Origin of the sequence: Mucilaginibacter sp. cycad4 (genome assembly GCF_034263275.1) — a bacterium.
Classification (GTDB): Bacteria; Bacteroidota; Bacteroidia; order Sphingobacteriales; family Sphingobacteriaceae; genus Mucilaginibacter.
The window spans coordinates 3,338,595-3,351,988 of record NZ_CP139559.1; the positions used below are offsets into that span (position 1 = coordinate 3,338,595).

A 13,394-nucleotide genomic window follows, 5' to 3' on the forward strand; every position below is an offset into this window, starting at 1 on the left:
CGCATGAAAATACTTAAAGTAAGCATAATAATTGTGATATTTCTTGTCGGAGCTACCTCTTTGATCCTTTACGGCTTCTATAGATATAACAATAAGGAAAACAAAACCCTAACCGATGCCGGCCGCAAAAACATTTCCGGAAGTTTCATTAAATTAAGCCAGGGCATAACCCACTACCAGCTTGAAGGCCCCGATAGCGCTCAGGTTATTATACTTGTTCACGGTTTTAGTGTGCCTTATTATATATGGGACCCCACCTATGATTATCTTGTAAAAAAGGGCTACAAAGTGTTACGCTATGATATGTACGGCCGCGGCTATTCAGACAGGCCCGATGTGCCTTATAACCAGGAGCTTTACAACACGCAACTGCTCGATCTTATTAATCAACTTAAGTTAAGCGGAAAAATAAATTTAGCAGGTGTATCATTTGGCGGCGCGGTAATAACAAACTTTACCTGTAGTCACCCCGATCTTGTTAATAAAGTAATCCTTGTCGACCCCGTATATGAACAAAAAAAACCGGTAGCTCCGCAATATTTCACTCTTTATAACGAAGCTGTGAACTCCGACGAAAGGGCGAAAGGACAAACAACAGATTTCCTTTATCCGAAAAACCACGCCGGATGGGTAAGCCGTTACCTCCCCCAAATGGAGTATAAAGGGTTTAGAAATGCACTGGTTTCAACCCTGTATAATTACAATCAAAACGGCCTCCAAAGTAATACCTGCCTCAACAGTGCCGGTAAAAACGTATTGCTGATATGGGGTAAAGCTGATAAAACCTTGCCCATACGTTTTAGTGACTCCATCCGCAGCGTATTGAAAACCGATTTTTTCCCTGTTGATGGAGCTGCACATTTACCCATGATTGAAAAAGCCGATACCGTGAATGCTAAGATCCTTTCGTTTTTGAAGGGGTAAGATAAAGATTATTCCTTAAGCCAATTGTATGTATTATGAAAGAAGAAGACATATAAGACCGTCATTGCGAGGCACGAAGCAATCGCGAACTGTAAAGAGCGGCTTTGTAAGGAAGGGATTATTAATAATTATAATTTGATTTTATAGGTATTAATGAGCTCCCTTGGATTAGTTGCCTTCGTCCCTTGTAATAACACAACAATAAGTTATTGATTATTAAGCACATTTTCGATTCATTTTATTACATGGCGTTCCCGTTAGCTAACGGGCCGGGCTTTCCGTTACAAGTCCTCGCTTTACCCACGCACAAACCAAGTGCACGCTCCGGGCTTTTCACTGCAACCCCTAAGGCGGCCCCGCGCACCATCGCTAAAATGTATTTTACCCCCATCACGATTTTTTCCAGGGTTTCCGTTGTAGATACTTACAATTGACACGATGGATATATATATCATCTTGCATTTATAACCGCCGGATTGGGGCACTTATAACAGCTTTAGTTCTTTTCCGCCCAATCAATCCCTTTAGCAAGCTCCGCCCTGCTAAACTCAATATGCACTACCTTCCTCTTTTTATTATTGGTAGTACGGTTTGACGCATGCATAAGCAATGGCCTCATGATCATCACACCGCCGGCATGTACATTGCAGCTTACTTCAGTTTCCTGTTGCCAGTCGATGTTTTCAGGACGATAGATCTCTTTGAGATGTGAACCCGGCAGCACTTTCAGGGCGCCGTTACCTTCACCGGTATCATCAAGATGGATGCGGATAGTGAAGTTGTCCTCCAGCACCTTTAGAGGCGGTTGCACTGCAAATTGGTTATGTTTAACCGTCCAGGGGCCGTAGCCTGTTATCTCAATCTTTTTATCAACAGAAATGGTCAGGTCCTGGTGCCAGGCTACAAACCAGTTGGACGATTCGGGTTTATCGAAATAGATGGATTTAACAGCGAAATATCCCTCACCAAAAATATTGGAGATAATGCTTTTTAGCCTGTCATTAAATAAAAGAGGAGCAACACCCGGAACGGCTTTAAGAAACTGCCTTATAGCAAATACGTCAGCCGTTTGACGAAACGGCGGGCCTGATCTGTCGGCGGATTCAATGGCGTTGATAATGGCATTAACTTCGGCACCGGTATAAATATCCTCTACTACGGTAAATCCGTCATGAGCTATATTATTCCGGTGCCCAATAATATCCACCTAACAAATTTAAACGGTTTTAAGTTCTTTATTACGCCTTTGGATAGAAAGCAGGAAGCCGATAACCATAATGATTGTACCGCTCCAGAAGAAATTGATATACGGGAAGCTGATGGCACGCATCACAATCCATGGGCGCTTGTTTTGCGGCTGCTGATAAACCGTGATCTCTACCTTTTTATTTTCAGGATTAATCCTTGAGAAACGCAGTTTTAAACCGGCATCCTCAACCTTACGGGCAAAATCAAACACATTACCACCCCTGATCATAAATACAGGTTCGGCAGTATACACCTTGCCATCATGCGCATGAACTTCGATATTAGCACCAATGGCTACATCATTGGCAGTAAGCGGGATATTTTGTACCGTAGCCTGTTTGTTTAATGATTTAACCAGCATAAATCCATCCCGGTATCTGATGGTATCACCAATGGCAACTTCATGCGCTACAGGTTCATCGTAGTTTTTATCATCATTACCTTCGTCATGACCGGCCTCGCCCTGCATGGCAAAACCTTCGCTTGGGATAGCGGTAACGTGGGTATATAAGTCATTTAACAGGTAGTGCTTGGTATCAGGCGATGAAGACATTCCCGCATCACGGCTGGCCTGTACCTTTGGTTTAAGCACAAAGTTCTCCAACACTTTACCATTAGCATCAAACTTTTTATAATCAACCCTGTAAAAATGGTATGGTGATGATATGGAGTCGCCAAGATAAGTAACTGTATAATCGCCCATCTTTACCGGGGTGTTTTTGTAGATCATGATATTTTCGCGGGCGTTACCGGCTTTAGCATCAAAACCCTGCACATTAACCACGCCGCTCGCGTTTTCAGAAACTACTTTACTGGTTCCGGCCGCTATTACCGCGCCAACCATCAGTAAACCAAAACCCAAATGCGCCACTGCCGAACCAGCCAGCTTAAACTTGCCCTTAAAGGCATCAACCAAAACTTTGGCGTTGGCAATAACCGAATAAACCGAACCGCACATTACCAAATTGAATACGAAGCTAAGGCGATAAACCCCGGTTAAATAAACAACAAGCGCGGTTACCAGTATGGCAAACACAAGGTAAACACCGGTAGTGATGAAGAACCGGGTAATATCAGTCTTTTTATATTTAAGGAATTGCGTAAAGCCGGTAAGTAAAGTCACCACAAACGCAAATGACGACTGGATCACGTTATAATGTTTAACGGCATCGGCCGGCGGCGCTATCTTGGTGCCAAACATGGCGTTCCATACAGGTACTGATGTTACTACGATAAGGTGAAAGCATGACAAACCTAAAAATACCGAACCAACAAACATCCAAAACTCACGCGAGTAGGTTTCTTCGTCTTTTTTGGTGACAGGTAATTCCTTCCATCGCCATACTAAAACAAAAACAGACAAAGCAAGGAATATCAGGATGCCGATCACCAGCTGCCAAAACATGCCAAGGTCGGTAAAAGCGTGTACAGAGCTTTCGCCCAAAATACCGCTCCTTGAAAGGAATGACGTGTACCATACCAGTACAAAGCTCAGCAACACCAGCAGTGTGGCCGTAAAATAGGAGTGGCCTGTATTTTTAAATACAATAAGTACGTGCAAGGCCGCAACCATAGTTAACCATGGAAATATCGAGCCGTTCTCAACCGGGTCCCAGGCCCAGAAACCGCCAAAATTCAATGACTCATATGCCCAAAACGAACCCATGATAACGCCTGTGCCCAATATCATCGAACCAAACAAAGCGTATGATATGGCAGGTTGTACCCACTCTTTATAACGTTTTTGCCAAAGCCCGGCAACCGCGTAAGCAAACGGAACTATAATAGATGCAAAACCCAGGAACAATGTTGGCGGGTGGATAACCATCCAGTAATTTTGGAGCGAGGGGTTCATACCCTGCCCGTCTTTTATAAAGTCCAGGTAGTTAGGTTGTGAAAATATAGGCGCTTCGATACCCGAATTACGCAACAGCAAAAACGGGGAGCTACCTATCCGCTGACCAAAAATATCGATACCCAACACCATGGTACCCAATATCACTTGTGATAATGCCACAACGGTCATAACAGGGCGCTCCCATGATTTAGCCCTTGCAATAAGTACATTGCCTAAAACTGCCTGCCAAAAAGCCCAAAGCAAAAAGCCGCCCTCCTGCCCATTCCAGAAACCCGATACCAGGTAATAAACAGGCAATGAGCGCGAGGTGTATGCCCAGGCGTAATGATATTCGAAATAATGATTATAAAGCACATAGAACAGGCAGGTGCCCATTCCTAAAATAGAAACGGAGTTTACATAAAAGCCTAAACGGCCTAAACGTTGCCAGCTGCTGTTAGCCTTGCCGGCATCATCAGTAGTAGCAAAGTAATAGCTTATGAATGATAACAGGGCGGCGCCAAACGAAAGAACGATAAAAAACTGGCCAATCTGTCCCGGTAAAAGGTGTTCGCCCTTAAAAACTGTATTCATCAAAAATGATTAAATGCTGGCTTGTTTAGCCTTTACTTCTGTAACTTCTAACTTATCCTGGGTGTATTTGGATGGGCATTTCATCAGGATCTTTGAGGCGTGAAACTCGTTGCCAACCATCTGGCCGGTAAGCACCAGTTGTTCTGAACGCTCAAAATCTTCGGGCTTGGTACCGGTAAAAACAACTTTGCGCTCCGCCCCTTTATTATCTTTCATGTAAAATGAAAAATAATTGGCATCCTTGGTGGCGTCATAAACCATTTCCTTTCCCTTACTGAAGTGGCCTATTACATGCAGTTCGCTGTTAGTTTGCTGCGCTTCGGCAAAGGTTGCATAGGTGCTTGAGCTTGAATAAACACTAATGATAACCGCTATGGCTATAGCGATAACAACAAGACCAAAAATTGCACTTTTTTTCATCCGCGGTTTATATTATTAAAATAACGATTTGCAAAAATACAAAACGTGCAGCGAATAATGTTTATTACAAGACATATGTATTATTTAGAATCATTCTTGATAGAATACTCAAGAACCAGCGTCATTGCGAGGAACGAAGCAATCCCCTACTTGCAGAGCAGCTCTGTATAGTTCGCGATTGCTTCGTTCCCCGCAATGACGGGTGGGTGAAAATTGCCCCGTACAATGATGACAGCTTTATTAAATCATCCCGTTTCTGACAATATTTTTGGCGATGCCTGCGGCCCGGCTCTCCACTCATACGCCTGCAGGCATTACGCTCGTTGGCCGGTATCCGCTCCGATCCCTATCGCCGGAAGACTACAAAAAAAACGAGATGAGCTTTTTTCAAACCCACCTCGCTATATATAAAACTATTAAATCTTTATTTACGGCCAGATACCTAAATTTTGGTACGATACAGCTATTTTATTAATAGCGCCAACCATAGCTGCATTACGCAGTGTACCGATGTCTGGATTATTTTTGTAGATCTCCCTGATCTCGTGGTATGAGCGGATCATGGTATCTTCCAAACCTGAGTTTACCAGCTCAAGCTCTGATGCACCTTTAATGATAGTTGAACGTTGTACCGGGGTTAAAGCTACGCCGGTGATGCCTTCAACCATGTTTACCAGGTTAAGGTTGGAGTTTTCTTCAAACCTGCGGTTCATGCGGCCGAATGCTACGTGGCTCAGGTTTTTTAACCATTCAAAATATGATACAGTTACACCGCCGGCATTGGCAAACATATCAGGTACAATCATCCCGCCATTGGCATAAAATATGGCTTCGGCTTCGGGTGAGGTTGGGCCGTTAGCGCCTTCAACAATAATCTTAGCCTGGATATTGCGGATGTTTGATTCTGTAATTTGATTTTCAAGAGCGGCAGGCACCAGGATATCACATGGCTGCTCAAGGCCTTCCATGGTGTTTGTAAATTCCTGAATTGCCGCAGCATAGCCTAAAATAGAACCTGTAGCCTTGCGGTGCTGAAATACCGCTTCGATATCTAAACCGTTCTCGTTATAAATAGCGCCTTCAAACTCGCAAAGACCAACTATTATCGCCCCCATTTCAGATAAAAACTTAGCCGAATAATAACCCACGTTACCAAGGCCCTGTACAATTACCCTCTTGCCCGATAAACCTGGCAGCAGGCCAATCCTTTGCATATCCTCGCCAACGCTTACACACTCGCGGGTAGCAATAGCCACACCGCGACCGGTAGCTTCCCTCCTGCCCGCAATACCGTGCAGAGCAATAGGTTTGCCTGTTACAGCGCCCATAGCATCCAGCTGACCGGGGTTCATGGTTGCATAAGTATCGGCAATCCAGCTCATTTCGCGCTCGCCCGATCCATAATCCGGTGCAGGTACGTCAATGCTCGGGCCGATAAAGTTCTTTTTAATTAACTCAACAGTATAACGGCGGGTGATGTTTTCCAGCTCGCTTACGGTGTAGTTTTTAGGGTTAATTTTGATACCGCCTTTGGCGCCGCCAAACGGAACATTAACAATAGCGCATTTGTAGGTCATGAGCGCGGCGAGGGCCATTACCTCATCTTCGTTCACCATTTCGCTGTAGCGGATGCCGCCTTTGGTTGGCGACTGGTGGTGCGAGTGCTCAACACGCCAGGCGTCAATTACCTCAAAGCTGTTGCCTTTACGGATAGGAAAACGGAAGCGGTAAACGCTGTTACATGATTTAATTTGATCAAGCAAACCGGCATCATGTTTGGTGAACTGGGCAGCGTGATCGAAGTTTTTACACACGTCGCTGAAGAAGTGTGTTTCCTGGTCGGCAATCAAAATATTCGTAGCCATAACTATTGTATAAATATTAATCTCTTAAAAAAGTGAGCAAATTTGGTACAATTTTTATCAATATTGCAAATATTTCTTAGTTAGTGTGCCCTATACACCACCAAACACCGCCACGAATAATATGTTTAAATTGTTTAAACATATTATTTGAACTACTTTTCGTTTTCGACTTTTTTTAATCTGCGGTCTATAGTAAACAGGTAAATAGCCAGTCCAACAAAAATTATGGAAATAGTTGCTACAACTACGTAAATTTTTCCCGACTGGCGCAGGGCGTCGGCCATTTCAACTTGCTGCCCCTGTTGTGCAAAAACAACGGTGCAAAAGGTGAGCAGCAACAATAAAAGCGTTAATTTCTTCATCTTAATTTATAGCGTTCTTCTTATTCTCAATTAAACGGATGCGGTAACGGATAGTTGCTATCCAAAGGGCAATAAAGCTCCAGCCCAACATAGCCGGGTAAAAGGCCACTTTCATACCATTATCAAGGTCGTACTTACCAAATGCCGGGTTACCGCCGCTGCCGGGGTGCAATGAATCTGTCATGCGGGGCAAAACAAATATCAGCACAATCATGATGGGGAAAGCGAATATGTTGTAAATGGCCGAGATCTTGGCCCGCTTCTGCTCCTCATCAATAGAGTTACGAAGCACCAGGTAAGCACAATACAACAAAAATGCAATGGCCGCGCTGTTTTGTTTAGGGTCACCGCTCCAAAACTCGCCCCAGGTATATTTTGCCCAAAGCATACCGGTTAAAAGGCCTAAGGTGTAAAACAGCAAGCCGGTATTAACGCTCTCAACAGCAGCAAGGTCATGCTCCTCTTTACCTGTTTGCAAGTATTTGATACTGAAATAAACCGATACCACAAAAACCGTCAGCATGCCCATCCACATGGGTACGTGGAAATATAAATTGCGGATGGTTTCGTGAATAATGGGCAGCCTCGGCGCTTTGAAAACCAGGCCGGTGTAAAAGGTAGATAGTACCAGCAAAACAGCTGCTACCTTCCACCATGTTTGATAAATAAACTTCATATGATTTATGCAGGCAAATGTAACTAATTATTTGCTCATTGACTCGAAAGTCTGATTGGGCAAACATAATGTACTGCTCGATTTAGTGAATTTCCTTTACAATTGGAGCAGGTTTAAATTGAGCCTGGCTGTTTTCTTTTATAATCGCTACATTCCCGGCTACGTAAAGCGTATTTAGGAGTTTATTGTGTGTTATATCTAATCGTGTCACAGCTGTTGAGAGTAGACAAAGATAGGTAAGTGAAGGATTTGAATCAATTCTAATAGATTTCAATTCCTTATTACCTATTAATTCTAATGTATTGAGATTTGCCAAATTTCTCAAATCGATCTTTTTAAATGCATTATTCTGCAGGGAAAGAAATTTAACATTGTCCGTCCCAACTAATTCAATTTCTTCCAGGCTATTTTGAGCAGCAGCTAAATCAGTTAGATTTTTAATATTCTTCAGCGTTAATTTTCCACCAAGGGAATTTCCCCCAATATAAATTTCCTCAATAGTATTATTATCAAAAAAAACATCCAGACTCCCTATATGATTATCCATTGCGTAGATTGCTTTTAAGCTTTTAAAAGCTCTTAAATCATCCAATGACTTAATGTTACATTTGGCTATATTCAATTTTGAGACTGTATCTATTTCTGATACTTCTATTTCACCGTTTTTATTAAAATCATACCCCTTGTTCAGCAAGGCTGATTTCAGATTTTTATCTTTAAACACTATTTGCTGCGCGCATACTCCCTGTGCAATAAAAACTAAAAGCGATACTAAAAAACTTGTGTATTTCATAAAATGATGATAGCAGGAATCAGGTCTGTGATAGTAGCAGCAAATGTAATTCAAAATAAATAAAGTTTCCTTTAGTCAACTAATCCCCCGGTTCATAATCCACCGGCAACAAATCCCCCAGCTTGGCTTTTGACCATGAGCCTTCATAAAGCGGGCTCGGGCTTGACACTACAATACCGTTCATATCAAAAGCTATATAGCCCGAGTATTTGGTCATGATACTGGTTTCGTAATTTGGCATATCCAGCGGATGATAAACGTCCTTAAACTCGGTGGTTTCTTCGCGTTTGGTATATACAACGTATAAAAAATGCGGGAAAGTAAGCGCATAGATGCCGTCTTGTGGTGTTTTCCGTAAGATCTCAAACTCCTGGTAAGGCAGCTTGGCCAGGTTTTCACGGTACCATTTGGTCATTTTCGACAGGTTGTAATAGCGCATGGCCGAATCCCGCGGACCCTCCCTGTATTTCTTCATCTTTTGCATCAGCACAGCTTCTTCGGGCCGTTCGGGGTTGATTTGCCTGGTAAAATCATGCGCTTCAAAGCCTTCTTCCTTCAACTTCCCTTTATAAAGCGAACGGAAAAAATGCTGGGCCGATCCGTAGTAAGCCTGTTCACGTTTCTGCTTCCAGAGCTTTTTTTGTGCTGCGCTACCGGGCAGGTTCTCGAACAGGGCACTACCCGAATAGGATATGGTGTGCTCAATAGCATCGTACAAAAAATTTTTCAGCAAAAACTTGGTACGGTAGCCCAGGGCCAGGTTCTCTACCACTAAAAACTCATCGCCCGATGCTTCCAGTTGCTGCTTGCCCCTGTGGTAAATAATATTAAGGATGTGCGGATTGGTAACCTTACACTCCTTGCCGTTTTCGGTATCGCCAACAAATTCCTTCCTGAACAATTCGTAGTTCTTTTTCCAGTCGGCACTGCTGCTGATCACTACTTCGCGCAGCATCAGCACTTTTTGATTAACCTCGATACTCAGTTTTGCCGGTTCGCGGCCAACCAGCACAGTTGTGGAATACTCTTCAATACTAACGCCGGTAACTACCAGCTGGTATTGGCCCGGTTTAACCCCGGCCAGAGTAAAAGTACCATCCTCGGCAGTAGAAGTGCCATAAGTGGCATTATTTAAAAATACGCTGGCATTGGCTACCGGGCTTTTAGTATCAGCCCGCACCACCTTACCTGTAATAGTACCGGTTTGCGCCGAAACTATGAGCGGACATATAAACGCAATAAGCAAAAACCAATAAAAGCGCATTAAATAAAATTAGGATATTTTTTCAATCTACTAAAAAACACATTTTTTATGAACGGTTAATGAATTGCCGGTGTATAATTTTTGTTGCGGTGGTGTCTGAACTCGAATTTATTGAATTAAAGAATTTATAGAATTTTTGATCATTTTAATTTCCCGTCCCTTTCCCGTCCCATCAGGGTCTCTCGCAGAGGACCCTGATGTATGCGCCATGCAAATCCACTGTTCTAAATACTGTCTCGTCCTAAAAAAAGTTTACATTTTATGAGATAGTCCTGTTATGTATTTACAAGTGTAGTGATGTCCTGTGATACGTTTACAATGTTAGTGTTTTTGCGATAATAGTTCTTCCACAATTTTTGAGGTAGCAAGCTTTTATCATGCACATGTTGGGGCGTTAGCAGACCGATACTGAAGTGTGGCCGGTGTTTGTTATACAACTCGATAGCTCTATCCAGTAATTGTTTTGCTTGTTGCTTATTCTCAGGCCGGTGATGCTTAAGATATTCTTCTTTAAGAATGCCGTTCATTCGTTCAGCAACGGCATTCTCTAATGGGTCACCGTTCTCGGTCATACTGATCTTGATGTATCTGTCCTGTAATAGCTTTACATAGCTTTCTGTGCAATATTGCACTCCCCGGTCCGAGTGATGTATAAGTGCCTCCGGCAATTGTTCAGGCAGGTCTTTTAAAGCCATTTTCAAGGCCTGTATCGTTTCGATCGTTTCTAAGGTATCAGCCAAATGATAGCCAACTACTTTGTGCGAATAAGCGTCCGTTATCAAACTGATGTACAAATGTTCTTCTTTTACTTTCCAGTAGGTGATATCGCTTACCCACAGTTGGTTAGGCCTGACGACCTCCAGGCTGCGTATGATATTCGGCCATCTGTTGAACCGGTGACCCGACCAGGTCGTCACATGCCGCCTGCGGCGTTTCTTTACTAACAGTCCATTAGCTGACAACAGGTCGAACAGTGCATCCCGTCCCATTTTAATGCCATGATCAAGCAAAAAAGGGTGCAGCTTTTCATAAAGCTTCCTGCCACCCATTGCCCGGTGGTCTTGGCGAATGCTGACAACCTCCTGCAATATAAGTGTATCCTCTATTCCAGATGCTTCTTGTTGCCAAAAGTGCTGATAATAGGCCTGACGGGTAATACCAAGTAACCGACATAATCGTACAAGGCTGATCCTTGTATACATGTCTTTCATCTCATGGATCACTTGGTATCCGACTTTTTTCGGATAGGAATATTAAGATCACGTTCAGCAATCTCGATCATACGCTTGTACATTTCACTGCGAAGCTGCTCATCTTCAAGCTGACGTTCGAGTTCTTTGATGCGTTGTTGTTCTTGCGACAAGGCACCTGTAGGCGGATCTTTATGGGGCTTCTTTGCGGGCAAGGATAGTGGTTTTACTGATGACAAATATCTGTCTTTTTCCGAAACTTCTGCATAACCTAACTTCTGCATCCAACGCGTTATGCCACTATGTATCTTGATATCATATTTCCTCAACAACGCCTTTTGACTAACACTGCCAGCCAAATACTCTTTGATAACTGAATGCTTAAATTCAAGTGAATAATGTCCTTTTCCATCAATAATGATCTTTTCCATGTAGTTTATTTTTGTGTAAACTCATTTCAGGACAAGACATACCCTGATAGATGTTTAGAAAGCGCAAAGCCTCTGGGTCCTCTACGAGAGGACCCAGAGGGAACATTAAATGTAAGCCCATTGGAAGCCTCCGGTTCAGAAATATCCCGGGAATCCTTAAATCCTAAAAATCATGGTTCAGAATATGGGCGTTCCCGTTAGCCAACGGGCCGGTCCGCCAGCTGGCGGATGCAAATCCTCGCCTTGCCCGTACTGCAAAGGCCTGCCCGCGCTGTGGGTTTTCCGCTACAATCCTAACGCTGCCCCACGCACAATGTCGATAAATATATTTCGCAATCCATCACGTTCCCGTCCCATCAGGGTCTCTCGTAGAGGACCCTGATGTATGCGTCATGCAAATTCACCATTCCCAATACTCTGATAGGTGTTTAGAAAGCGCAGAACCTCAGGGTCATCTACGAGAGACCCTGAGGGGACATCAAAATCCGAAATCGAACATCCCAAGTCCGAAATCAATGATGGCGTTCCCGTTAGCTAACGGGCCGCGCTATCCGCTCATACACCTACAGGCATTACGCGCCCGGCCGGTATCCGCTACTATCGCTAACGCAAAAAAACGGCGATATCTTGCTCTTGTCTTAAAAACACAAAAAATGCGCTAAGCTGTCACCTAAACACAGCCTGATGCGACTAATGATTAAACCTTCCATATGAAAAATTTCATTTCAAGCTTCTTGTTACTGATGCTTACCTCTTTGGTTTATGCACAGGATAAAACAGATACTGTTCCGAATATGAATGACAAGGCAAAAGTGGTTGCCTGGCTTAAAGAAAAGCACATACCAGCCCTCGGATTAGCCTACATCGAAAAGGGTAAATTACAATCTTTGAAGGTATTCGGCGACCTTAAACCGGGTACGCCGGCCAATGATGAGGCTTTATTTAATGTTGCCTCCCTTACCAAGCCCATCGTAACCATGGTTACATTAAACCTGGTGAATGCGGGTAAGTGGCAGTTGGATGAACCCTTGTTTCATTACTGGACCGATCCCGACATTAAAGATGATCCGCGCAGCCAAAAGCTCACTACAAAAGATATCCTGAACCATCGCACTGGTTTTCCTAACTGGCGTTCGCAATTAAAGGATGGAAAGCTGGCCTTCCAGGCTGATCCGGGGACTAAATATGGTTACTCAGGTGAGGGTTTTGAATACCTGAGGCATGCACTTGAAAGTAAGTTTCATCGTACGCTGGGTCAGCTGGCCGATTCCATCATCTTTAAACCTTTAAGAATGCGCAGCACCAGTTTCACCTGGAATGATAAAATGGAAAGCCGTTTTGCTGTACCTGCCGATGGGAATGGCAAACCACTTAAAATACCAAAAAATACAGAAGCCAATGCTGCCGACCTGCTTAAAACAACAGTTGGTGATTACGGCCGGTTTTTGGTTTGGGTATTAAAAGGCGGCGGCTTATCAAAAGATCTGTTCGGGCAAATGATTGATAAACAGGTTGAGATCAAAGAACATGTATATATGGGGCTGGGCTGGTCGGTTTATGATGATTTGGGCGATGGTGAATATGGCATTTCGCACGGCGGCCGTGATCCCGGCGTTAACACAATCGTTTTTATCCTCCCCAAATCCGGACGGGGAATGCTGATCTTCACCAATTCTGATAACGGGTCGCAACTATATGCGCCGTTTGTTAAAGCTTATTTAAAGCAACAGGGCCAGGCCATTTTGAATATCGAATTGAAAAATAAGCCCCAAAAATAAGATGGGTTGAGC

At 43.5% G+C, this 13,394-nt stretch carries 12 protein-coding genes; 2 read left to right on the forward strand and 10 right to left on the reverse strand.

Annotated features, from left to right (window positions below):
* Positions 1-3 precede the first annotated feature (3 nt).
* On the forward strand, positions 4-924 hold the full coding sequence (locus SNE26_RS13385) for an alpha/beta hydrolase (RefSeq protein WP_321559854.1): 921 nt from the start codon (positions 4-6) through the stop codon (positions 922-924).
* Positions 925-1,420: 496 nt separating this feature from the next.
* Here the strand turns inward: SNE26_RS13385 and SNE26_RS13390 are convergent, their stop codons facing one another.
* From SNE26_RS13390 to SNE26_RS13435, 10 genes are all read right to left on the reverse strand, one after another.
* Positions 1,421-2,131 (reverse strand): phytanoyl-CoA dioxygenase family protein, encoded by a 711-nt coding sequence (locus SNE26_RS13390; protein WP_321559855.1) that lies wholly within the window; start codon positions 2,129-2,131, stop codon positions 1,421-1,423.
* A gap of 9 nt (positions 2,132-2,140) precedes the next feature.
* On the reverse strand, positions 2,141-4,603 hold the full coding sequence (ccsA, locus tag SNE26_RS13395) for a cytochrome c biogenesis protein CcsA (RefSeq protein WP_321559856.1): 2,463 nt from the start codon (positions 4,601-4,603) through the stop codon (positions 2,141-2,143).
* Between the two features lie 9 nt (positions 4,604-4,612).
* On the reverse strand, positions 4,613-5,023 hold the full coding sequence (locus SNE26_RS13400; protein ID WP_321559857.1) for a cytochrome c maturation protein CcmE: 411 nt from the start codon (positions 5,021-5,023) through the stop codon (positions 4,613-4,615).
* A 428-nt stretch (positions 5,024-5,451) separates the two neighbouring features.
* Entirely contained in the window at positions 5,452-6,888 is a 1,437-nt protein-coding gene (locus tag SNE26_RS13405; RefSeq protein ID WP_321559858.1) for a Glu/Leu/Phe/Val dehydrogenase, read from the reverse strand.
* Positions 6,889-7,040: 152 nt separating this feature from the next.
* Positions 7,041-7,250, reverse strand: a complete 210-nt coding sequence (locus SNE26_RS13410; protein WP_121227648.1) for a CcmD family protein — start codon at positions 7,248-7,250, stop codon at positions 7,041-7,043.
* Position 7,251: 1 nt separating this feature from the next.
* Positions 7,252-7,926 carry a cytochrome c biogenesis protein CcsA gene (gene ccsA / locus SNE26_RS13415; protein ID WP_373695594.1) on the reverse strand — a complete coding sequence of 225 codons (675 nt, stop codon included), beginning with the start codon at positions 7,924-7,926 and terminating at the stop codon, positions 7,252-7,254.
* Positions 7,927-8,008: 82 nt separating this feature from the next.
* Positions 8,009-8,719: a hypothetical protein gene (locus tag SNE26_RS13420; protein ID WP_321559859.1), complete on the reverse strand. Its 711-nt coding sequence runs from the start codon at positions 8,717-8,719 to the stop codon at positions 8,009-8,011.
* 79 nt (positions 8,720-8,798) lie between these two features.
* Positions 8,799-9,983, reverse strand: a complete 1,185-nt coding sequence (locus tag SNE26_RS13425; RefSeq protein ID WP_321559860.1) for a carboxypeptidase-like regulatory domain-containing protein — start codon at positions 9,981-9,983, stop codon at positions 8,799-8,801.
* A gap of 275 nt (positions 9,984-10,258) precedes the next feature.
* Complete coding sequence (locus tag SNE26_RS13430) at positions 10,259-11,194, reverse strand: IS3 family transposase (RefSeq protein ID WP_321554647.1); 936 nt, start codon at positions 11,192-11,194, stop codon at positions 10,259-10,261.
* Between the two features lie 8 nt (positions 11,195-11,202).
* Positions 11,203-11,604, reverse strand: a complete 402-nt coding sequence (locus tag SNE26_RS13435) for a hypothetical protein (protein ID WP_321555051.1) — start codon at positions 11,602-11,604, stop codon at positions 11,203-11,205.
* A 710-nt stretch (positions 11,605-12,314) separates the two neighbouring features.
* Between SNE26_RS13435 and SNE26_RS13440 the strand changes: the two genes are divergently transcribed.
* Entirely contained in the window at positions 12,315-13,382 is a 1,068-nt protein-coding gene (locus SNE26_RS13440; protein WP_321559861.1) for a serine hydrolase domain-containing protein, read from the forward strand.
* Positions 13,383-13,394 lie beyond the last annotated feature (12 nt).